The sequence below is a fragment of the Acidobacteriota bacterium genome, from assembly GCA_039030395.1.
Taxonomy (GTDB): Bacteria; Acidobacteriota; Thermoanaerobaculia; order Multivoradales; family JBCCEF01; genus JBCCEF01.
The window spans coordinates 24112-45774 of sequence record JBCCEF010000021.1 but is presented as its reverse complement, the minus strand read 5'-3'; the positions used below and the strand labels follow the sequence as shown (position 1 = coordinate 45774).

General features: G+C 63.8%; 17 protein-coding genes and 1 pseudogene. 4 read left to right on the top strand and 14 right to left on the bottom strand.

What is annotated here, in order from left to right; translation table 11 throughout:
- The first annotated feature begins 3 nt into the window (after nucleotides 1-3).
- Nucleotides 4-882, top strand: coding sequence for an alpha/beta hydrolase (locus AAF481_16495; protein ID MEM7482775.1), 879 nt, complete (start codon nucleotides 4-6; stop codon nucleotides 880-882).
- A 146-nt stretch (nucleotides 883-1028) separates the two neighbouring features.
- On the opposite strand, the gene AAF481_16490 is transcribed toward AAF481_16495, so the two are convergent.
- The 3 genes from AAF481_16490 to AAF481_16480 form a co-directional block, all read right to left on the bottom strand.
- On the bottom strand, nucleotides 1029-1904 hold the full coding sequence (locus tag AAF481_16490) for a retron system putative HNH endonuclease (GenBank protein ID MEM7482774.1): 876 nt from the start codon (nucleotides 1902-1904) through the stop codon (nucleotides 1029-1031).
- Complete coding sequence (locus tag AAF481_16485) at nucleotides 1901-3760, bottom strand: AAA family ATPase (GenBank protein ID MEM7482773.1); 1860 nt, start codon at nucleotides 3758-3760, stop codon at nucleotides 1901-1903. The genes AAF481_16490 and AAF481_16485 overlap by 4 nt, the downstream gene beginning before the upstream one ends.
- A gap of 546 nt (nucleotides 3761-4306) precedes the next feature.
- Nucleotides 4307-4648, bottom strand: coding sequence for a hypothetical protein (locus AAF481_16480; GenBank protein MEM7482772.1), 342 nt, complete (start codon nucleotides 4646-4648; stop codon nucleotides 4307-4309).
- A 246-nt stretch (nucleotides 4649-4894) separates the two neighbouring features.
- On the opposite strand from AAF481_16480, the gene AAF481_16475 reads away from it, so the two are divergent.
- From AAF481_16475 to AAF481_16465, 3 genes are all read left to right on the top strand, one after another.
- Entirely contained in the window at nucleotides 4895-5494 is a 600-nt protein-coding gene (locus AAF481_16475) for a hypothetical protein (GenBank protein ID MEM7482771.1), read from the top strand.
- Nucleotides 5495-5581: 87 nt separating this feature from the next.
- Nucleotides 5582-5962 (top strand): CBS domain-containing protein, encoded by a 381-nt coding sequence (locus tag AAF481_16470; protein MEM7482770.1) that lies wholly within the window; start codon nucleotides 5582-5584, stop codon nucleotides 5960-5962.
- Nucleotides 5959-6408: a CBS domain-containing protein gene (locus tag AAF481_16465; protein ID MEM7482769.1), complete on the top strand. Its 450-nt coding sequence runs from the start codon at nucleotides 5959-5961 to the stop codon at nucleotides 6406-6408. Before AAF481_16470 ends, AAF481_16465 begins: the two co-directional genes overlap by 4 nt.
- Before the next feature lie 41 nt (nucleotides 6409-6449).
- Here the strand turns inward: AAF481_16465 and AAF481_16460 are convergent, their stop codons facing one another.
- From AAF481_16460 to AAF481_16410, 11 genes and pseudogenes are all read right to left on the bottom strand, one after another.
- Nucleotides 6450-7844 (bottom strand): copper chaperone PCu(A)C, encoded by a 1395-nt coding sequence (locus tag AAF481_16460; protein MEM7482768.1) that lies wholly within the window; start codon nucleotides 7842-7844, stop codon nucleotides 6450-6452.
- Between the two features lie 1528 nt (nucleotides 7845-9372).
- Nucleotides 9373-11799, bottom strand: a pseudogene (locus AAF481_16455) (multicopper oxidase domain-containing protein).
- A 1249-nt stretch (nucleotides 11800-13048) separates the two neighbouring features.
- On the bottom strand, nucleotides 13049-13630 hold the full coding sequence (locus AAF481_16450) for a hypothetical protein (GenBank protein MEM7482767.1): 582 nt from the start codon (nucleotides 13628-13630) through the stop codon (nucleotides 13049-13051).
- Between the two features lie 54 nt (nucleotides 13631-13684).
- Nucleotides 13685-14650 carry a Brp/Blh family beta-carotene 15,15'-dioxygenase gene (locus AAF481_16445; protein MEM7482766.1) on the bottom strand — a complete coding sequence of 322 codons (966 nt, stop codon included), beginning with the start codon at nucleotides 14648-14650 and terminating at the stop codon, nucleotides 13685-13687.
- Nucleotides 14640-15812, bottom strand: coding sequence for a lycopene cyclase family protein (locus AAF481_16440; GenBank protein MEM7482765.1), 1173 nt, complete (start codon nucleotides 15810-15812; stop codon nucleotides 14640-14642). Before AAF481_16440 ends, AAF481_16445 begins: the two co-directional genes overlap by 11 nt.
- Before the next feature lie 23 nt (nucleotides 15813-15835).
- Nucleotides 15836-16792 carry a phytoene/squalene synthase family protein gene (locus AAF481_16435; GenBank protein ID MEM7482764.1) on the bottom strand — a complete coding sequence of 319 codons (957 nt, stop codon included), beginning with the start codon at nucleotides 16790-16792 and terminating at the stop codon, nucleotides 15836-15838.
- Nucleotides 16789-18333 (bottom strand): phytoene desaturase family protein, encoded by a 1545-nt coding sequence (gene crtI / locus AAF481_16430; GenBank protein ID MEM7482763.1) that lies wholly within the window; start codon nucleotides 18331-18333, stop codon nucleotides 16789-16791. The genes AAF481_16435 and crtI overlap by 4 nt, the downstream gene beginning before the upstream one ends.
- A gap of 92 nt (nucleotides 18334-18425) precedes the next feature.
- Nucleotides 18426-19178: a bacteriorhodopsin gene (locus tag AAF481_16425; GenBank protein MEM7482762.1), complete on the bottom strand. Its 753-nt coding sequence runs from the start codon at nucleotides 19176-19178 to the stop codon at nucleotides 18426-18428.
- Nucleotides 19179-19239: 61 nt separating this feature from the next.
- The gene (locus tag AAF481_16420) at nucleotides 19240-19944 is read right to left on the bottom strand and encodes a hypothetical protein (protein ID MEM7482761.1); all 705 of its coding nucleotides are present in this window, start codon (nucleotides 19942-19944) and stop codon (nucleotides 19240-19242) included.
- 101 nt (nucleotides 19945-20045) lie between these two features.
- Nucleotides 20046-20531, bottom strand: a complete 486-nt coding sequence (locus AAF481_16415; GenBank protein MEM7482760.1) for a hypothetical protein — start codon at nucleotides 20529-20531, stop codon at nucleotides 20046-20048.
- 13 nt (nucleotides 20532-20544) lie between these two features.
- Nucleotides 20545-21648, bottom strand: a complete 1104-nt coding sequence (locus AAF481_16410; protein ID MEM7482759.1) for a response regulator — start codon at nucleotides 21646-21648, stop codon at nucleotides 20545-20547.
- Nucleotides 21649-21663 lie beyond the last annotated feature (15 nt).

Genomic DNA, 21663 nt, shown 5'->3' with positions numbered 1-21663 from the left:
AACATGACTGAATTCGAAGAAGGTTTCATTGATGTCAATGGCAACCAGACCTGGTATCAGCTCGGGCCGGCGAATGGCCGACCGCTCGTTTTCGTTCACGGCTGGAGCATGGATCTCACCTACTGGCGAGCGCAAGTCGAGCGCTTTGCGGGCTCTTTCCAGACCCTGGCCTACGACTGGCGCGGTATGGGCAAGACCGAAGGCGCGACGCCGGAGTATCACATGCTGGATCTTGCCAACGACTTGGATGTGCTGCTGCAGAAGCTGGGACTCGAGCAGCCGATCCTGTGCGGTCACTCCGAGGGCGGAGCGATCGTCCTTCAGCACGCGGTCGCCCATCGCGACCAGGTCGCCGGAGTCGTCCAGGTCGATACCGAACTGTCCTCCGGCGGAGTGTTGGAGCATTTGGTGGGAGGATTGCTGGAGAAAGAACTCGACAAGCTCGAGCAAGGTGGCGAGTCGTCTGCCCGCGGCAGCAGGTTCGATCAACTCATCCTGCGCCTGGCCCTGCCGATCATGAAGCACTCCTTCTGGAGCGAAGACTTCATCGAGGCCCATCCCGAGGTGATCGCCGCCTGGGAGAAGCAGTGGCTCAGCAATTCGCTGGTCGGACTCGTCAACGGTCTTGCCGCGTGGACGTTCCGCCCCGACCTGACCGCCTTGCTACAGCGCCTCAAAGGCCCGTTCCTCAACATCTGGGGCAACGAGGATGTGGTCATCAAGCTGTCGGCAATGCAGCAGATCCAGAGCAGCCTCCCCAAGGCCTCGCAGCTCAACGTGATCGACAAGGCGTCTCACTTCTCGATGAACGAGCAACCGAAACAGTTCAACGAAGTGCTCGGCTCGTTTCTCGGGCGCACCTTTCCCGACACCGGGAGCTGAACCGAACCGATGCCACCGTACGTCCGTCGATGGTCGGCCCGTCATCGAGGGAGCAGGGGCCATCGGACCCGATTCGAAACCGCGGCGCGAGCGCAGCGCGGATGTTTCGAGGCCGGCGATGAAGCGGTGGAAGAGTCGCTCCGGATTCAGGCGAAGCCGTCTAGGAACTCCTCCGTCATGTGCCGCGCCGCCACGGAGTAGGGCTGCTCGGGCTCCTGGAAGGCGCGCAGATCGCTGAGCAGAAACTGTAAGAGATCCTCGGCGAGGGCATGGGTGGTGCCGCCGGGGGCGGCATCGTCCATGATTTCGACCACCCGGTCGATCACGGCCATCTTGTGCTGCAGGAGACGAAGAGTCGCCAGACGTTCCTGCACCAACCCGGGGCGGTTGAGACCGTAAATCTCGATCGAGGCCTCGACTCGTTCTTTCTCGTCGGCCGAGATACCGGCCTTGGGGGTGACCAGGCCCAGCTCGTCGAACTGGAAGAGCTGCTCCGGGGCGTCATCACACGGGTTGAGGAGGAGGGGAACTTCATCGTTGTCCTGGTCGTGACGCTCCCAGCGGGCGCTCGGGTCGAGGAGCGGAAAGATGGCCCGCTTGCCGAGGGTGGGACCGTCGGCACCGGTTTCCATATCGAAGTGTTCGCGACGCCGGTTGCAGTCGGCGCAGGACGGCAGAAGATTCTCCCAGTCGGCGCCCAGCCAGTAGTAGCCGCGACGCTTGGGTTCGCCCTTCCACTTCTCCACCTCTTTCTTGGGCCGATAGTGTTCGACATCCATCGGCGTGGCGGCGAAGTAGCGCGATTCACAGTAGGCGCATTTGCCGTGAAACATCCGGTGCAGCGCCACCTTGATGTCCCGATCCTTGTAGACCTTGAACTTAAGCGCCGGCTTACGCACCGGCACCGCAGCATCGGCAGCGAGAACTTCGGCGATGTTGCTGGCGGTCTCCTCCGCGGCGTCGCTGTTCTCGGGCGCCAACACGTCGGGACGATCGAGATCGCTGCGCACCGAACGCCTCATCGATTCGCCAACTCCACTCGGCGCCACACGTCGAGGACCTTTTTCTTGGTCTCGCCTTTGAGCTTCCTGCGCTCCACGGAGTTCAACCGACCGTTCGCCTCCAGGAATCCTTCCTCGGCGAGAAAGTCGTCGATGAATTCATAGACGAGCTGATCGCGCCGGGTATAGCCGAGAGCCCGGTAGGGGTCGAGTTCGCGTTTGAGTTGCTCGAACCTCTGCTCATCGACCGCGCCGCGCGGCTGGCGCGCCCGCAAGTCGTAGTACTCGGTGAACTTTTGGTCGAGATCCGGGTCGATCGTGGTGTGGAGGCCGAAATGCCGCGAGGTCAAGAGCTGATCGATGCGCAGACCACGAACCGGCGGCACGTCCTCCTCGAGCATCGACCAGCCTTCCGACGAGCGGCGCATGACGGCGACTTCGCCATCGTTGAGGCCTCGCAGGCAAAGCGGTTCGTGGGTGGTGCAGAGAAACTGAAACCGCGGAAAGGCCCGGCGCAAGGACTGGACGACGCTCATGCGCCAGCGCGGGTGAAGATGGACACCGAGTTCGTCGAGCAGCACGATGCCGGTTTCCTCGTGGAAGTCGCTCACCCCGCGCGGTACGGCGGCCATCAGATCGGCCACCAGGCCGGTGAGCGCCTGGTAGCCGTCCGAGAGCTGCGACAGCGGCTCGCGGGTGTTGCCGCGGCGCACCCTGACCTGGCGGGGGCGTTCCGTTTTGTAGACCTCTCCCTCGCCCAGACCGAAAAGATCGCTAAGGGCCGTGGCGGCGCGCTCGAAGGTCTCATCGTCTTGCTCCAACAACCAGGCTTCGGCGTTGATCAGCGTGGCGTGCGGGTCGAACAGATTGTCGACCTTGGCGAGGGGCGGCGCATCGGGCAGACCTTCTTTGCGGCGCGGCGGTAGGCGGCTCGTACCGTAGCCCCGCACCACGGTACTGACGCCCTCGGCGCCCTTCTCGAAGTGGATGCCCTCGCTATCGAGGCGGTAGATGATCTGGTGCGGCCGGCCCGAGAGCTCGAGGTGGACGCGCATCGGCGCCGGTTCCTCGTCGGAACTCCGCGGCACGCGGCGCTGGAGATCGCCCGCCTCGACGTCCCACACCTTCAAAAGCGCATTGGCCTGCTCTTCGCCCACCAGGCCAAGGGCCACGGCCTTGAGGTAACTGCTCTTGCCGCAGCCGTTTTCCCCCAAGACGACGCTCCAACCCACGCCGTCGACCACCGGATCGGGATCCTCTCGAGTGGATTCCACCGAGACTTCCTGTTCCAGGGCCTCACCGAGGTCCTCCGCCACGGCGCTCGTCGGCGGTTCGATCTCGAGCCTGGCGATCGGCTGGAAGTTCTCGATCACGATGCGCTCGAGGTACGAGGTGAGCCGTTCGAGCTTCGGCGCCGCGTCGAGCGAAAAGTCGACGGAGACCGGCTCCTGCCGAATGGTCGGTTCCGCAGCAGGTGTAGAGCCACGCACTGCCGACACTCCCAACGAACGATCAGGGCTGATCGACGCCATACGCGGCCGTCGGCGAAGCCGCCACCGGCGGCAGGCAAGGGCATACGGGGCACGATCTGACAGGAACTCCTCATCCAAGGCAGAAGCCTCCTCGACCTTGCCGAGGGATCTGTCGTACTCCTCAATACGCTCGCGGCGGGCCTTGATGAGTTCAGTGCGGTTGAGGCCGATCAAGTCGATCGTTGTCTGGGCGCTCACCTTGCCCCAATCGCCAGATGCCTCCGGATGTACCTGCAGCAGCCCCTGGTTGTCACAGTCGAGGAATTCGGCTGGGTCGTCAACGCACGGGTCTAGAAACAGGCGCCCCTCCCTGCCGAGTTTCTCCCACGGGGTCCGTTCCGGCACCCTCTTCCCTATTACTGGGAACCAAGTCGCCTTGTTTTGGTTGCAGGTACGGCAGGACAGATAAAGGTTGCGCCATTCCCAGGTCAGCCACCAGTAGTGTTGGGCATATCGCCAAACATCTTTCGATTCTTGACCGGCGTGTTCATGACCGCGCGCCCCGCTCTTGGGCCGAAAGTGGTCGATGACGCTGTCCCAACGATTGGGGATCGGCGACTCGCAATAGACGCATTTGTTCGAGAAGATCTCCCCCAACGTCTCTTTGAGTCCAGGATGTTTTCCTGGCAAGCTGCGGAAAGCCCGAGAAGCACCCTTCTTCGCTTTCTCAAGAGTCACCTCTCGGCGCTCGAGTGCCTCCTGGGCGGCAGCGTCAAAGCCCTTCGGGCGAGGTAGGCGACCGTGCTCAACGTGGATCACTGGCGATCTTCCTGTCTCGGGTTTGATTTAAGACTATTCTTCAGCCTTCCAAGCTATCAAAGAAAAAGAACACCGAGCGCGCGGCACCCGCGGCCAGCGCGCTCGGCCCAACCACATCATGCCTCTGGCGGATCAGGGAGTCTCCTCCTCGCCCACCGGTTCCGCCGCGGTGGTGATGTAGCCGGCGTGGGTGTCGTCGCGGTAGAAGAACTTGATCGGCTTTTCGTTGCGCAGGATGTCGATCGAGTTCGCGAGCTGATCGTAGCGATAGTTCAGGTAGTAGAGCGTCTTGCCGGAAATATGAGGCGCCGTCTTGTTGGGCGGCAAAGTGGAGTCCTGCGGATAGAAACGTAGGAATACCCAGCCGTCCGGAATCACCAGAGACACCGCGGCTTCGGCACCGGAGTTACCATCCGGGCCGCCGTAAAGAAACACTGTGTAGGTCGACACCTCTTCGAACGTAAACGCCATCATCGGCTCCTCTCCTTCGGTTTCCGTGAAAGCCGGAACCCAGGCCCGCGAAAGCGCGGCACTTTGCTCCCGGCGGAAAAGCGATTCTCGCTTCGTTAGCAACCTTAGGAAGACTGAAGGGAGAAAGGTTACGGCGGCAGTAAACCTTCTCCCCGCCTTGAGATACTTCGAGCCGGGCCCCCGGACTAGACCATCGCCCGGGGAAAGGATCGGATCGCTCGCCACAGGCAAAGGGAAAGGGAGTTCTAGATGCAAAAGAAGCAGACTCATCGCGGGGGTCGAGCCGTCGCCGTTTTCACCGGGGTGCTACTACTCCAACTGGTGGTCTCTCCGATACTGCTCGCCGGAAAGACCAGCTCCGAGGAGGACACACCGCTGGCGTTTCTCGAACCCTTCATGGGGCTTTGGCACCCTCACCCGGACTGGGAACCGCTCGACAAGAATCCCGAGCTGAGAAGCCTCGTACCGCTGAATCTGCAGTGGAATGAAGGCCGCACTTCGGTTCGAATCGAAGAGGGCCTGCCGCATGGCAGCGAACTCTCGACGACCGGTATCCTGGTGTGGAATCCGGTCTCGCAGCGGGCCGAATTCCTGGCAGAACAGAGCACCGACAACCTGGTCTTCGACGGCTACTACGAGCCCGTGGACGCCAAAACCATCCGCCGGGTCTACGATGTGATCGATCCATCCGGCGACGTTCGCCTGTACCGGGAGACCTTTCATCTGCGACCGGACGGCGTCCTGGACTGGACCACCGAGCGGCAGGTCGATGGAGCCTTCCAGCCCGTCAGCGGCAAGCCCGGACCGGAGTTTCAAGCCATCCGCCCCTCCTCTGGAGGGAAGCCCTGAGCGTCGCAGCCCTACCCCAAGGGGTGGAGCCCTGGACCCTCGCTGGTTGCTAGCATTCTCGATATGAACGTCAAGATTGCAGACCTCATGTCCAGAAACGTCATCCGAGCCCAGCCGCATCACACGGTGGCCCACGTCCGCGGTCTCCTGGAGCGCAACAAGCTCCATGCCGTCCCGGTGGTGAATTCCGACGATCAGCCGGTCGGGATCGTCTCGGCCGTGGACCTATTGGCCGCGAACGACGGAACGCCGATCACCAAAGTGATGACGGACCGGGTCTACACCATTCCCGAGTACAACAGCGTCCACCAGGCCGCACGGCTGATGCGTAACCAGCGCATTCATCACGCCGTCGTGACTCACGAGAAAGCGATCGTCGGCATCATCAGTTCTTTTGACCTGCTCCGCCTGGTGGAAGACCACCGCTTTGTGGTGAAGCCGGGACCGACCCCCAAGAAGAGGTCGTGACGGCGGACCGCGAGATTCCGCCGATGGGCGCGGTGATGACGCCCTTTCCGCACGCCATCGACATCGACGCGCCACTCACCGACGCGCGCCGCATGATGGTGGAGCACGAGATCCGCCATCTACCCGTCAAAGAAGATGGCAAGCTCGTGGGTCTGGTGACGGACCGCGACCTCAAGCTGGTGGCGAGCCTACGGCCCCAGAGTTCGAACCGGGCAGGTGAGATCCGAGTGCGCTCGGCGTGCGTCTTCGACGTCTACACTGCGAAGATGTCGACGCCGGTCACCGAAGTTGCGGCCGAGATGCACCGTCGGCGGATCGGGTCGACGCTGATCACCAAGGAGGGTCGCTTGGCGGGCATCTTCACCGCTAACGATGCCTGTCGGGTACTGACGGAAGTGCTCGGCGGCTCCATCGCCGACCCTCCGAGGGACCAGGGCGCCGCCTGAAGGAGACGCCTCTCGCGCGCAGTCCACTCCGCAGGCACCTACTACCGATCCTCCACCTTCACGGTCACCGCCTGCTTCCTGCCGCTTAGGAAGGTCAAGGTCAATTCCACCGGTTCGCCGCTCACCAGAGCCACCTTCGGACTTTTGAGCATCAGGTGCTGACCGCCCGGCTCGAAGCGCGCTTGTCCACCACCGGGGATGACGATCTGCGATCGCTCCCGCATTCTCATCATGCCGTTTTCGTGGGCCATCTCGTGCATCTCCACCTCTTCGTACTGCGGGCTGGCAAGAGCGATGAGGGTGACTTCCTCAGCACCCACGTTGATCAGCGTCATGTAGCCGCCGTGGGCCTTGGCATCCGGATGGGCCTCACGGACCCATGCGTTCATCACCGCCACCACGTCGCCCGCCGGGGCGGTTGGCTGGGCGGTACTACCGGCTCGGGTCTTGACTGCCGAGTGAGAGGCCAGGGCGACGGTGTCGCGCTGGCGGTTCTTCTCCCGGGCCCGCTGCATGCGCACCCGCCGGCCCTCGCTGTCGATGAATCGGATCAGATCCTCCACATCCACCGGGCTCAGGCGCATGTTGGGCATGGGCAGTTCATCGTATTTGGCGTACAGGCCCATGGCGATGGGATCGCGCTCCTCCAGCATCACATCCGGCTCCGCGATCCAGCGCTCCAGCCAGGCCGGCTCACGTCGCTGCGTGACGTCCAACAGGTCGGGACCGCGCAGCCCTTCGGGTAGCCCCTCTTCTCCGTTACCGATGGTGTGACAGGTGGAGCAGCGGGTGCGAAAGAGGTGCTCGCCCTGCGAAATGTCCCTCACCTTGGGAGCCGCCGCATAGTCGAGAAGAGCCCGCGGTGGCGCCTTCCAGCCGGTCAACCAACTGCCGATCTGAGTGGCGAGGACGTAGGGGTTTTCGAAGGGCGAGCGTTTCATCCACTGCCCCGTCGCCTGGTTGCCGATGATCAAATTCAAGTTGTGGTTGTTCGAGCCGTCCTGGATCTCTTCAATATACAAGCCGAGCTTCTGGCGCAGCAGGGTGATGTCCGCTTCGTCGCCGGTCAGGAAGGTCCAGCCCGGCCCAGCGCGGTAGCGCTCGGCATACTGAGCCAGCACCTCGGGCGTATCGTTTTCCGGATCGATGGTGATCGAGTACATGAAGATGTCGTCGCCGACCCGGTCACCGAGGAGTTCCTGGACTTTCGCCAGACGGGCGGTTTCGAGCGGGCAGGTGTCGGGGCAGACGGTGTAGATGAAGTTGATCACCACCACTTTGTCGTCGATCAAATCGTCGAAAAAGTGCACGGTTTCCCCTCGGTGAGTGGTGAGCGGCACGTTGGGGAAATACTCGGCGTCCCACGGCGTGTCGGCCAGGATCGGCGGGCCGCTCAGAAGCAGCAGCAGCCCGGCAACACCACTGAAGATCTTCATGGAGAAACTCCTGAGAGATTGAGCATGTCGGTTGCAGGCGTGGGTGGTGGCTCGCTGCTGCACCAAGCCTGAAAGGCTCGGCGGCGGCGGAGCCGCCGAGGACCGGGGTGAGCGCCGAAAGGCTGGAGCTTTCGGGCGAGGGGGGCGCCGAGCCCCCCTGACCGAAACAACTAGCCCTTCCTTCTCACCAGCCTTCTGCAGCGAGGGCGGATGCACCTGCATCTGCTGCGTCCTTTGACCTCTCCGCTCCTCGACGTACTGAAAGTACGACTCCGTCGCTTCGAGAACCGAACTCCTTGCAGCTCCAGGCGCCTGCGCCCTCTCGCGACGAAGGTGGAGAGAAGAACGGGCGAGCAGAGAAGCTGAAATCATGGACGGAGCCCCATTCAGCAATCTGCTAGCGCGTGGCGCGGTGGATAGCGACGTCCAGGGTGACCGGCGTCGGACAGTTCACCACATGGGGCGGGTGGGCGTTCTTGAACAAGTAGTTGTTCAAGCCGATGTTCGGCACCGCCGGCCACTCCAGAACCTCGATCTTGCCCTCGCGCCGCAGGTCCTGCACGTCTTCGAGGGATTTGACGACGCCCTCCGCCGGCTCCAACCAATGGGCGAAGCCGATGTGCCACATGGGGCTGAACTCGTCGCCCGGCATGAAGTACGACGGCAGGCCGATTTGACCGCCGAGGGGGCCGCCACCGGCGATGCCGTGACCGTCCGAAGGGGTCGGCGGGTACGACGAGTTGAGGGGCTGCGGCGGCAAGAACTGGATCAACGGCACCGCCGTGTTCGCCAGGAAGCGATGCTTCGGCACATAGGGGATGCCCATTCCCCTAGCCGGCGGGAACGGATAGGTGTCCACCACAATGTAGTACGGCAGGTACTCGTCATCGAACCACGACTTGTGGAGCTTCAGGGAGACGCTCGGGTTGGGACCGTCCACATCAATCGCCAGAGCGTGGCCGGAGTTGACCGGGTCACCGCCCCACACGGCGCCGTTGTACATGCAGGTGGTGTTGGGCGGATCGTCCGGGAAGGCGACGCAGGACTGATCGATGCGGAGCTGCTCCCAGGGCTGACTCCCCCAGTTGACGAAGAAGGCATTGACGATCACCGTCTTGCCGTTGATCACCACCCGGCGCATCGGCGTGTAGGTGTTGTTGTCGTCCTGCGGCGGCGCGTCAGGGGTATAGACCGGGTTGGGCAGGTTGCCGTAGAAGGTCCACTCGCCGTCCCCGGAGATGGTCGCCGGCCCCGTCGCGTCGAGGGGCGTGTCGCGCAGCGCCCCGGCATAGATGATGCCCAGCTCGTCCGCCAGTTCTTCGTCGCTGATGTCGTGCAGCACGAAGTACACCTCGCGTTCGATGCCGCCGTCGATGTTGATGCCCTTCTGCAGCGGGTAGGTGATCTTGCCGCGCTCGTCCTCGGTCGGATGGAGGGCGTCTCCGATCACCGTGTTCATCAGGTCCAGCTCTTCGATGACACTGTTTCTCACCCACCGTTCAACGGCGTCGAGTTCAGGTCCCTTGTCGCCGACACCGTCGCCGGTGCGGAAGGTCGGCAGAGCGCGCGTATCGACATACTCGACACCGTCCCAGGTGGGCATTGGCGTGGGCATCAGCTTGACCTGGCCCGGGTGCTCGATGTCCCACCGCAGCAGCATGGCGTGGTCCTCGTGTTGGGTGTTGTGGCAGTGCTCCATGTAGGTGCCGGCGAACTCCCGGAAGCGCAAAGCCACCTCGACGATCGAGCCGCTGTCTTCCTGCGGGCCGATGCGGTACATGTCCTTGCGCGCCCACTTCTCCCACTCCGGCGGTTCCTTGCCGCCGCGGCGCAGGATGATGCCCTCTTCGAAGTGGATGTGGATCGGGTGGCTCCAATTGCCGCCGTTGATCAGACGCCACACTTCCAAGCCGCTCTTGTTCTTCTCCGGTGCGGCGGAGAGCCGGCGCGGATCCATCCCGACGCCCTTCGAGCTACCGTCCGTTTCGATCACCCAGGGCTTTTCGTCCGTCGGTTCCTTTTCAAACAGGAAGGTGCGATGGAGGGCGTTCGCCAATTCTTCGTCCGTCGGCCGGCGGAGCGGTATGAGCTTCTGGCCGCCGGGCAGATACTCCGCCGGATCGAGGCTCAGGTCCGTGCCGGCGTAGGCCTGGACCCGGAACTCGAGGAACTTGCCGACGGCCGGGTCGCCTCCCACCCAGCGGTCCGGCAGCACGTCGCCGTCGTCATCGACGGTGCGCGGATCGTAGACGCCGCTCACGATGTCCGCCAGCGGGATCGGAAACTCCGTCACCTGGCCGTCCTCGTGCGGCAGCATGTTGACGAAATACAGACGGTCGCCGGGCTCGAACGAGCTGAAGTCGACGATGATGTCGTAGCGCTCGGCGATGCCCTGGGTGGGCAGCTCGCCGTTCTCGAAGTACACCGTGTGCTCCATGATGTTGCCGTCGTTGGCGATCATGTAGAAGGGCACCGGCTGGCCGGCCTCGTCGACCAAGGCGATCTTGAAGTAGCGGGAGACGGAGCCGTTCAGAATGCGCAAGCGGTACTTCCGGGCCCGCACGTCGAGGTACGGCTTGTAGAGCCAATTGACCAGCAGATGATCACCCAGGAAACCGTTGCGGTTGAAGGGGTTGAACCACAGCTGACCGTCGCGGTCCCAGGCCTTGTCGGCGATCATCAGATTGACGTCGTAGTCGCGGTTGCCCCAGTCGAGGGCGGTGCCGCTGGGCAAGCGCAGGTTCACGCCGTCGTTCAAACCTTCGTTGCCACGGTCGAGGGCGCTGTAGTAGTTCATCATCGCGGCGCTGCCCTTGTAGACATTCTGCGCCGTGAAATCGAGCATGTGGTCGTGGAACCAATGGGTGCTCATGGTTTCGCGCCAGTCGCCGCGGATGTTGACGATGCCGCCGCGGCCGTCCGGCCGACCGGCCCGCCGATCGCTCGCGTCGGTGTTGATGGAGTCATGGCCGGCCAAGGGCAGCGGCCAGCGATAGTCGTAGAACTGCCCCGGGAAAAAGAAGGCGTTGGCGTAGCCGTCGCTCTCGGCCGGGCTGTGGCCATTGTGCTCGTGGGTCGTCAGGGTGTGGAGGCCGAAACCTCGGTTCTTCGCCACATCGATCGGTAGAGCGTTGTAGTGCCGGAAGAGCACCGGTTCGCCATAGCGCGCTTGCAGCAACTTCGGCGGCAAGGTGCCGTCGAAGGTCCACAGGGTGTCCGGTTCCTGAACCGGCATCGCCGGATGGAAGCGCACATCGACGCCCTCGGCGGTACCCGCGGCGATGGCCGAGGGTGCCGTCCGGTGGTACAGCCCTCCGGGGCCGAACTCTCCGACGCTGTAGCGGTGGTCCTGCAGGGCGTCCCGGAAGCCGCCGTTCACCCGCGAGCCGGTGGTCGCCGACTGGAACCACTGCTGGGGGGGAAACTCCGAGTAGCGCTGGTGCGACCAGCCCTGCCCCGGCGGCCGACCCTCCGCCGGCGGACTGATCAGCGGACGGCCGAGGTAGGCCTCGATCTGCTCCTGCCAGGGGTTGAGATCGGCGGTGTTGGCGAAAACGCTCGGCGCCGGGGTCAGGCGGTCCTGGGCGAGGAAAGCCTCGAGGGCGTCGCCCTCGGGATAGCTCTCGGCATCCGCCGGTGTCGGGAATCCCCGCAAAGCTCCGCGGCCACCGGACCCCACCGCCAGGGTGCCAAACTCTTCGAAGCGCAGCAACGGTTGATCGAAGGCACGGGCGCCATAGAGCGGGCTCGGGGGTCCATTGGTCGGGATGTTGTACTCGCCGTCGGCGCGCTGCTGGTTCTCCGGCACGACGTTCTCGATCTCCGTATCCCTGGCGGTTCCGGTGCGGCCGCCCTCGAAAGATCCCTCGTTAGCCTCGCGCAGACCCTCCGGCAGATCTTCGATCAGCGGCCCGGTGAAGTGGGACGGATCGGAGACGTGCGGCTTGGGGTCGATTTCGACGATGGCGTAGGCGCCCAGGCTGGTCTGCAGGCAAAATGGCGACCCCGGCGCCGGGTTGGCGGATCGCACTTCGGATTCGCCCTCTTCCGGTTCCGCGGCGGTCGAAGGCGCGCTCATCGGACCCACCGGAGCAGCCGGTGGCCGCGGCAACATCGCCGCCGCGGCGCCGGCATCAGCAGCCGGCGCAACACAAAAGCTATCGTTACAGCGAAAGACGAAGTGACCGGCCTGGTCGACCGGAGCCGTGGCCAGATGCGCGCCGGTGCAGGCCACGCCATCGCTGCCGCCGGAGAAGATTCCGATGCTCTCGGCGTAGTGTCCGCTGTCGTCCGGCGACACCACACCGCGCACCGCCAGTAGACCTTCGAGGAGAAAGGCGCGAACCTGCTTCACGCCGTCGCTAGCGTTCTGGGCGAATACTCCCCCGGTGCCCAGCAGCACGGCAAGGAAGGTCACGACGAGTGACAATGTCCTCGCCCGGGTGGAGCGTGTCTCGGTCCTCAGCGATCCCTTTTTCCACGTCATGATGTTTCCCCCTTCTAGAGCAGCGCGGTTCGCCTTTGATCTGAGCGCAGGCGGGCGGTGCTCAAGCCCTCGAATTCACTTTCGAAGGTCTGCGGTTTGTCGTGCAGGTAGCAGAGGGTTGACACCGCCTCAGAGGCAGACCACTCCGGCGCGGGCGGCGATGCGAAATCCGTTAGATCCAGATCCACACGCCCCGCGTAAAGGTAAGTGGCCAGAGAGTAAATCGGGTGAAGACAACTCTCAAGTCTCTCCACCCGCAACCGCTTTCTGCTGCCCAATAGGGGCAGGGTCGTCGCGTGCGTCGATCCTGCCCCGCCTTAAGCTGAATCCCCAGCGTCTCGGGACAAGAATTCAGAAATTTCGCTCCTGAATTCGTCTTCTAATCGCGTCTTCAACGTGTTCAACATCACATCTGCACGTTGAAATTCCTGCATTTTACACGTCAGAGGGAACGGTGCGCGCCAAAGCCACGCTTTTTCTCAGTACATCATCGACCCAATGAATCCACTGAGAGCCATTGTGCCGGCTCGATCGAAGCCCCGACCGAATTCGTGACCCACGGCGGCAAAGGCGACACGCTGTCTTGCGCGACCGGCTATTGGACCGGTGCGCCCCCCGCCAACCTGGTCTTGGGAGCGGCGGTCATAGTCAAAGCCCTAGGCTTCAAGGAGCGGCCGGCAAACGGCTGCTCCTTGGGAAGGACGGACTGAAAGGCAAGCTAGGGGGATCCCGCTTGGATCGCCCGCACCGCTTCCAACTCCGCCTCGAGTTCTCCCACCCGGCGGACCAAACGCGAAGATTCACGCTTCGCTTGGGTGAGTTCCGAAGTCACCCTGTCCAGGCGTCCTTCGAGCTTTGCCAAGGCGACTTTCATCTCGGCATCGCGGACGAACTCGCGGTCGGCCCGATCCTTTGAGTACACCGTGAAGCTGGCCTCGCGAAAGCGCTCACAGGCGGTTTTCTCGGCCACGCCGAGGGGCAAGGTGTCGTCACCGCGAAAAACTCTCGACTGATCCGCCGCCCCGCCGCTCGGCGGACCGAATCCCTCGATCAAGGTCGTTCCGGCCGGCACCGCATACTGCAGTCGCTTCCAAGGTTGGTGATAGCGGCGGGGGCGCATGGTCTGGTCGAACGACTCGTCCACCACCACCGGCTTGAAAATCCGCACCACGCCATCGGCCTCGGCGGCCGGCAACTCACCGTTTCGACACTCGAATTCCTGCGCGCCGACGCCCCAGGCGCTCAACAGGGTAAACGCGCAGAGAATGAGTATCTTCAACCCTTTGAATGCACCTTTCATCGTCCCATCTCCTTTCCCAAAGAATTCATCCCAAAGATTCCACCAAGATCTGTTTCACCTGGATTGCGACGGTACTGAACTGCCCGAGAAGGACGCCTTCCGGTCCGTCCTCACCGAGTCGGCGAGGCCCTGACGCCGGGCGCGGTTCCATACCCATAGCAGTCCCATATGCGGCACCGTCAGGGCCGCGAGGACCCAAAAGATCATCCGCACCGTGCCTTCCGTCAGCGTCGAGTCGGCGCTCACGGCGGGTGCGACGCTCACCACGAGCAAGAGCGTCAAGGTCGTCAACGGCAAAGCCTCCCGCAGCAGCCAGTTCAGTCCCTCTTCTCCGGCCGGCGCCTCTTCGCGGACGACTTCGAGCAGATGATGGATCGAGTGAACGCCGCAGAAGTAGACCGCGAAGGCCAGGAGCGGCGGCAAGCGCCAGAACATCAGCGCCAAACCGGCCAGCATCCAAAGATCGCCCAACGGCTGCTCTCGCCGCAGGGCGGCAACCGCGAAGAGCAGGCACCATAGAACGGCTCCTATCCAGCCGATACGGGCAACCTCTTCCGCCCACCGGGCGCCGGGAACGAGCGCTCCGAAGAGAGCCGCCACCTCTTGCGAATGGAAGGCGCAGGGAAAAACCACCGGCAGGCCGCCGTGGAGGGCCATGGAATGCAGGCTGCCGCCGGTGTCGCCGGCGGCGTCGGCGCCGAAGTGGACGATCGACAAGAGCAGGAATCCCACCAGGGTGAGCGCCGGAATCCACCACCAGGCGGCCAGGACGAGGGCGGCGACGGCGAGGTAGGCCACCAAGAAGAGCGGTAGCCACCCAGAACCCCAGCGATTCGCCAGCAAGGGCCGCGCGACGCGATGATCGAGCGCGCCATGAGGCAAGCCAAGAAACGCTACCCCGAGAGCCAGCAAGGCGATCTGAATCGACGCCGAGGGCTGTGGCGCCAGCAGCGCCAGCAGCCAAGGCACGACCGCCACCCAGCGGCGGTGGGTCCGCTGAGCGGACAACTCAGGTCGCATGGTGTGGTCTCCAGCGCAGGGCTTCGCCGAGAAGCGGCAGCGCGGGCAGGGACGCAACGACTCGGAGGTGATCCAAGGCACCTCCGGTACCGCCGAGGAATCGCACCAGAGCCGGCGACGGACAGCGGCGAAAAAGCGCCGAGAAGAGACCAGGACCTCTTTCCGGATAGCGCCGCAAGTAGTTCAGGAAAACGCGATCCATCCAGCGAGTCACGGATCTGGTGGGAGACTCGACGAACAGGCCGCGCTCCAGGGCGCAGGAACGTCGCAACTGTTCGACCAATCCGTCGCACTGGCGCTGCACCTGGAGGAACCCATAGCCGGTGGACGCCCGCAGCGCACCGGCCGCAATGCCGATCGGAAGATGGCGCCGACGTCCCACCGGAGGCCTGAGCCCCGGATCCATCGGCAGGGCACCCTCTTCGCTCCACCCGCGGACCCAACTCTTCGCTCCCAGCCGATGTTCCAGGTAGTAGGCCAAGTGGCGGTCGAAGTCCGGCGCGGCGGCCGAGGACGAGCCGATCCAGGTGTCTTCCACCAGGGCCCGTCGCGGGTTGAAGGGCAAGACATAGACGAAATGAGTCCCGACCTCAGGTTGCTGCTCGACGCGAAAGTCCATCAGCGTCAGCCGCTTCGGATCGAACACCGGCTCTTCCGTTTCGACCTCCCAACCTCTGAAGCGCTGCACCAAAGCCGCCTCGCCGGCGACTGGCGGGCGACTATCGAGGACCAGGCGGGCCGTCCACTCGTGTTCGTCAGCCACGACCCGCAGATGCCGCCCGTCGCCGCTTTCGAACACCGCGTCGACCTTCACACCGAGCTTCAAGTCGATATGGCGGCAGGATTCCAGGCGCTCGACGAAGGCCTCGTAGAGTGCGTTGGAAGAGAGGTGCTGGTAAAGCGGCGCGGAGGGATCCGAAATCGACTCGACACTGTCTTCGGAAACGACTCGCCAACCCATCCAGGCCCGCCTGATCAAATGCTGAAAAGGCTGATCGTGAACCTTCCAGAAACACCAGGTGCGGTCGCGCGAATAGCTCGTCCGGGGTTCAACGATCAGCACCCGCAGATGTTCGAATTCCGGCTCCGCCAATCGCCACGCCATGCTGATTCCGGCCAGGCCCGCGCCGGCGATCACGATGTCGTAGTCGGTTCCGGCCACAGCGGAGTCGGTGTTCTTTGACCTCACTGCAGCGCCCCGCTCAATCCGACCAGGGCCGCGTGAAGAGATGCCTCGTGGCGGCGGCGCACCTGGCGCAGTGACCCATAGGAGCCCAGTGCACCCAAGGCCCGGGCCGTATGCCAGAGGCGTCCGGCGCGGCCGACCCGCGCTCGGCCCTGCCAATAGCGGCGGGAACCGCCATCCAGGACCTCCAGGCCGATGGCTTCGTAGACCCGGCTCGCCACCATCACCGTCGGACGGCTGCGCCAGGGCAACAGGGCGACTCCCAGATCGGCGCTGCGATAGTACCGCTCGGCGACCTCCAGAAGGGACCGGACGCCGGACCAGGCGCTTTCCCGCGCCGGGTCGTCGCCGGCTACCAGCGTCCCCGGAGTTGCCGGCGACGGCAGGAGTTCGCGAGGCAGATACAATCGCCCGCGCTCGGCGTCTTCCAACACGTCGCGGGCGATGTTGGTGAGCTGCATGGCGATGCCGAGATCGATCGCGAAGGGGACCGCGGCGGGATCGTCACCACCGAGAATCGAGCAGGTCATCTCGCCGACGGTCCCTGCCACCCGATAGGCATAGCGCAGGAGTTCCGACAGTCGGGCGAAACCCTGCTGGGGCTCAAGATCCTGCGCTACTCCGTCGATCAACGCCAGAGCCGGAGCGACCCGGAAGCGATAGCAAGCCGCCAGGTTCAAAAGTTGCGCACCGAGGGCCAGACGCCCGGCGCCGCAGGTCAGGTCCTGGCGCAGCATGGCGAGGCGCTCCGCTGCGATCTGCCGGGAGGCCGGATCGGATGCGTTGTCCACCCAATCGTCGACGGTCCGGCAGAAGCTGTAGAGGTGGGAGATGTCCCGCCGCCGGTCCGCCGGTAGAAGTCCCCCCGCCCAGGAAAAGGTGGAGCCGTGGCGGCGCATGCAGGCCATCGACCCGGCCGCTCCCACCGCCATCGAGTTACCCGGCACGGAGGTCATCGATCCACCGCCTCGTCGGCGAGGACCCGGGTGAGCACCTTGGCCGAAGACAGAACCCCCGGAACGCCCGCCCCGGGATGGGTACCGGCGCCGACGAAATACAGGCCGTCGATATCTTCCGAGCGGTTGTGGAAGCGGAACCAAGCCGACTGGCGCAAGATCGGCTGCACCGAAAAACCCGCCCCTCGATGGCTCAGCAGCTCGTCCTGGAAATATCGCGGGGTCACCCAGAAATCGTCCACCAGATGCCGCCGTAGATTGGGCAAGAGGCGGCCCTCGAGATGTTCCAGGATGCGTTCCCGGTAGCGCGGCCCCTCCACCGGCCAGTCGATGTCGGCCCCCAGATGCGGCACCGGCGACAGCACGTAGAAGCCGTCATGACCGGCCGGAGCGAGAGAAGGATCCGTCGCCGTCGGCCGGTGGAGGTAGAGGCTGAAATCAGGCGCCAACTCCCGGTTTTGAAAGATGTCCTCGAGCAACTCGCGATAGCGCGGGCCGAACAGGATCGTGTGGTGGGCGACATCCGGGTACGTTCGGTCGGTACCGAAGTACAGCACGAACAGTCCCATAGAGAGTCGCATCCGATCGATGCGCCGGTCACTCCAGCGGCGGCGATGGCGCGGCTCGACGAGATGCCGGTAGACAAAGGCGGGATCCGCCGCCGCCACCACCCGGTCGGCGGAGATCACTTCCCCATCTTCGAGCACCACTCCGCGCGCTCGGCCGCGATGACTTCCGCCAGCGGCCACGTCGATGCGCTCGACGGTGGTGCCCAAACGCACCTGTACTCCTTGCTCCTCCATCAACCGACCGAGGGCCGACACCAAGGCACCGGTGCCGCCGAGGGGGAAGTGGATTCCCCACCGCCGCTCCAAAGAGTGAATCAAGCTGTAAATGCTGGTGGTGGTGAAGGGATTGCCGCCGACCAGCAGCGGGTGGAGGGAAAAGGCCTGGCGCAATCTCGGATCCTTGAGGTGGCGCGACACCAAATCGAACACCGTGCGGTCTGCCCGCAGGCGAAGGAGGTCCGGCAGCACCCGCAGCATGTCCCGCCACGAACTGAAGGGCCGATCCGCCAGTTCCTCGAAACCCTTCTCGAACAGCCGGCGAGAGTGCGCCAACAGCGTCAGGTAGCCTTCGCGGTCCCGCGGCTCGAAGCGCTCGATCTCCGCCAGCGTGTCCTCCACGCTGCCGCCGTAGTCGAAGGTCGAGCCATCGTCGAACATCATCCGGTACCAGGGCTCGACGGGCACCAGGGTCGCGTAGTCCTCTAGCTGTTTCCCAAAGAGGGCGAAGAGCTCCTCGAACAGGAAGGGGGCGGTGATCACCGTCGGCCCAGCGTCGAAGGTAAAGCCACCGCGCCGGAAGACCCGAGCGCGACCACCCAGTTCCGGCAGGCGGTCGACGAGGGTGACCTCTCCACCCTGGGCCCGCAGGCGGAGGGCGGCGGCGATTCCTCCGAAACCGCCGCCCACCACCACCGAATGCCCAGGTCGGCGTGCTCGCCGACTCGCCACCGTCCCCGACCGCTCGTCGGTCACCGCGCCGGCCGGCGCCAGCGCCACGGCGGCACCGCGGATCGACGATCCCAGGGATCCCAAGGCCGCCAGCGGGCCCCTCCCCGCGAGCCGGATCACAGGTCGGCGATCGCCTTGCGGATCGACTGATCGCGCGACACCTGGCGCACGGCGAACACCGCGACCAGACCGAAGCCGACCTTGTTGATGACGTCGGCAATGTTGTAGATCAGCTCGCGCAGCACCTGTCCCTCGGGACCGATGCCGAACATCGAGACCAGATAGCCGATGGGATAGATCGTCCAGCCGATCGCGATGAACAACTTGAGCTTCCTCAGGCCGTCCTGGATGGGCTGCAGTTTGCCCCGAGCGGCGGTCGTCACCACCGTATAGAGCAAATAAACGATGAACAGGAAGGCCGACGCCGAAGCGATGAACATGCCGACCCCCAGGGGCGAGAACGCTCCACCGGCCCGGTTGATCGCCTGTTCGCCAGCGAAGCCGGTGATGATCATCACCAAGTCTGCGAAGATCAGCGTCACAAGCATCGGCCGACGCTCTTCATCGAACCCCAGCAGCGACGGGAACTTGGTCAGGATCAAGGGTGTGGTGATCAACCAGTCGAGGTAGCGGAACTCGGTCGGAAAGTTGAGGATCGATTCAATCGACCCGTCGCGTCCCACCATGTCCTGCATCACCCAGTAGTTACAGGCCGCCACGAAACAAACGATGGCCGCCGCGGTAGCCGTCGAGCGATACTCCTCGAGCAGTGAACTCCGCTCCATCAGAAAGTAGATCGTTCCGGAAGCCAAACACAGAAAAGCAATCCAGTAGAAATACTGGGTGATCAAAGCCAAACTAAACATCATCCGTCCTCCTCATCAGAAAACCCCTCGAACAGCTCTGTGGTCGGTACGTGGTTTCGGGTCCCTAGTTGCCATCCGAAAGGATGGACATGACGCGGGTCAAAAAACGATCCGCCGTGTCGGAATCGGCGTAAGACTCAGCGATTCCGCGCAGTTTGGTGGCCAGCAAGCTCAATTCGGTCACGGACTGACAAGCCTTGACCTTCGGGGCGATCAGATCCGCGTCCCGTAGAAAAAGGTCGCGAACCTCTCGCAGGAAAAGTCCCTTCATCTCGGCGAATCGCGCCGCGCTGGGATCCGCTGCTGGCGGCGGCGATTCGGGCATCGGTGGGGGCTCCGGCTCGGACACCGCGGCGGCCCCTTCGACGGCCGGCAACACCGAAGGCTCGATGCCCGTCGGCAGAGTTCCTCCGGCTAGGGCTTCGGTCCTCGAAGGCGGCGGCGAGAGAGTGTCGACCTTGGGATCTGGCACCCTGGGCTGCGCGACCGCTGGGCGGGACGACGACGACGGCAGTCCCGGCAATTCCGGATACTCCGGAGATTCCATGGCTTCCGGTGAACTGGTGGTCACCAGACCTTCGAACAACAGATCGCGCAGGGTGGGTCGCACGTCGCCGAGGGACGGCATGAGCAAACCCAGATCGCCGACGGTACGGTTGCCGTCGATCAGAATGAGGAGCTGACGCGCCTGGGTACCCAGGCGTCGCTCGTCGCGATCGATTTCGGCGATGCCTTTGCCGGTCTTGCGAAAGACAATGGAGGCGTCCATGAAAAATCCTCTCGTTGATTTGATGGGGCCAACTTCCCGCAGTTCCAAGCCGAGAAGGTGTCCCTGTACGCGGTTCTTCGCGCGTCATTCCTCTGCACGTCTCAGCGAATCGGCTCCAACCACTCCGACAGGGAATCGAAGTCCGAGGGGTCATCCTCATCGAACGCCGAACCACTCCCGTCGGCGGCCGTCGGCCAGCCGGATTCACTCAGCGTGACCACCAGAGAGGTGGTCTGCTCGATCTGGCCCCACACCTCATCGGCCTCAACGGACTCTCCGGCCATCATCGCGAGCAGTTGCTGTCCGCCGCGGATGGACCGGATGAACAGGCGATAGCGGTCGACCTCAACCAACAGGCGACGCAACACCTCGGAGCGGCCGGAGCGGCCACCGAGTTCCTGCCGCAGAAACCGCGGCAGGGGAGACTCCTGGATCTTGCGTTGGAGATTCAGCACCAGAGCCACCATGTCTTCGGTCGTCCCGCCGATCTCCGCGCGCGCCAGGATGGATTTGGCCGACGGATCGATGATCGCAACGGATCGGGCGCCGCTCACCTCACGGAGAAGAAGGCGGCAAAGCTCGTTCATCGCCTGCACGACATCACCCCAACAACACCCGGGTCACCCCGGCTCCGTTCGCTCGAAACGCCACCAGACCGGCCGGACCACCGGCGAGTTGGGCAAAGACCAACGCCAACTCCTTGTCCGCGTTCCAGCCGACACACCAGCCCAGATCCTGCTCGACCGCTTCCAGGCGACCGGTCCTCCTCCCTGGCTGCAGCAACAAAGCACTTTCCATGAGATCGAACAGCCAATCGCCGAAAGGCACCGACCGGTCGCCTCGACCACTACCGTGGAGCACTTGGGCTGTCCCGTCACGCAACGACATTGCAAGGAGCCAACAGGCGGCGGGAAGCTCTCTGGACATCGGGCATCGCTGCCATCGGGCCCGAGCCGACTCGACCGGCGACGTTCGGCCCTCCGCCTCGGGATGGACGATCGCCTCACCTTCGCTCCCGTCCTCCGTTGGCCGCCCGACGCCGGCCGCCTCCTCGTCGAGGGCCGTCAGGCTGTCGAGGAGCAAATGGTCGATGGATTCGTCAATGGTTTGCTCCGGCGACTCCTCCCCCAAGCTCATCCGGAACTCCCCGTTGTTCCAGCTCAGAAGTTTCTGGAAGGCTTTGGCACCTACCATCTCGCCAACCTCGCAGTGCACCAGATTGCCGTCGGCGAACCACACCTTGCCGCCCTCGTCGCCGTGAATCACCGACAGCGCGCCGGTTTCCCGCGAAAGGGCGACGATCTGAATGAGGTCACTGAAAAGGGGAAGGGATATTTCGCCGGAGAATCGCTCGCCGTTCGCCAGCGCGCCGTCAATGTGCTTCAGGAGATCCTGGAGATCAAACGGTTTCTCAACGAATTCGACGGAGCCCAGGCGACGGGCTTCGGCCCGGGCGGATTCCGAGCCGAAGGCGGTGATCAGAACCACCCGAAGATCCGGCACCCTCTGGCGCGCCACCAGCACAAGTTCGAGACCGTTGATCCCCGGCATTCTCAGATCGGTAATCAGCAAATCCGGAGGGTACGCGTTGATCTCCTGGAGGGCCTCGACCGGGTTCGAAAAACCCTTGAAATCCACCTCCGGCCGCTCTCGCTGAAGGTGCTGCGACAGCGTCCAGACGAGATCCGCCTCATCGTCGACCATGACCACTCGTACACT

What these genes read in the sequence shown, in the direction of transcription:
- AAF481_16495 (MEM7482775.1), top strand. Translation starts at nt 4, where the DNA reads ATGACTGAATTCGAAGAAGGTTTCATTGATGTCAATGGCAACCAGACC.
- AAF481_16490 (MEM7482774.1), bottom strand. Translation starts at nt 1,904, where the DNA reads ATGAGGCGTTCGGTGCGCAGCGATCTCGATCGTCCCGACGTGTTGGCG.
- AAF481_16480 (MEM7482772.1), bottom strand. Translation starts at nt 4,648, where the DNA reads ATGATGGCGTTTACGTTCGAAGAGGTGTCGACCTACACAGTGTTTCTT.
- AAF481_16475 (MEM7482771.1), top strand. Translation starts at nt 4,895, where the DNA reads ATGCAAAAGAAGCAGACTCATCGCGGGGGTCGAGCCGTCGCCGTTTTC.
- AAF481_16470 (MEM7482770.1), top strand. Translation starts at nt 5,582, where the DNA reads ATGTCCAGAAACGTCATCCGAGCCCAGCCGCATCACACGGTGGCCCAC.
- AAF481_16460 (MEM7482768.1), bottom strand. Translation starts at nt 7,844, where the DNA reads ATGAAGATCTTCAGTGGTGTTGCCGGGCTGCTGCTGCTTCTGAGCGGC.
- AAF481_16450 (MEM7482767.1), bottom strand. Translation starts at nt 13,630, where the DNA reads ATGAAAGGTGCATTCAAAGGGTTGAAGATACTCATTCTCTGCGCGTTT.
- AAF481_16445 (MEM7482766.1), bottom strand. Translation starts at nt 14,650, where the DNA reads ATGCGACCTGAGTTGTCCGCTCAGCGGACCCACCGCCGCTGGGTGGCG.
- AAF481_16435 (MEM7482764.1), bottom strand. Translation starts at nt 16,792, where the DNA reads ATGACCTCCGTGCCGGGTAACTCGATGGCGGTGGGAGCGGCCGGGTCG.
- AAF481_16425 (MEM7482762.1), bottom strand. Translation starts at nt 19,178, where the DNA reads ATGATGTTTAGTTTGGCTTTGATCACCCAGTATTTCTACTGGATTGCT.
- AAF481_16420 (MEM7482761.1), bottom strand. Translation starts at nt 19,944, where the DNA reads ATGGACGCCTCCATTGTCTTTCGCAAGACCGGCAAAGGCATCGCCGAA.
- AAF481_16415 (MEM7482760.1), bottom strand. Translation starts at nt 20,531, where the DNA reads ATGAACGAGCTTTGCCGCCTTCTTCTCCGTGAGGTGAGCGGCGCCCGA.
- AAF481_16410 (MEM7482759.1), bottom strand. Translation starts at nt 21,648, where the DNA reads ATGGTCGACGATGAGGCGGATCTCGTCTGGACGCTGTCGCAGCACCTT.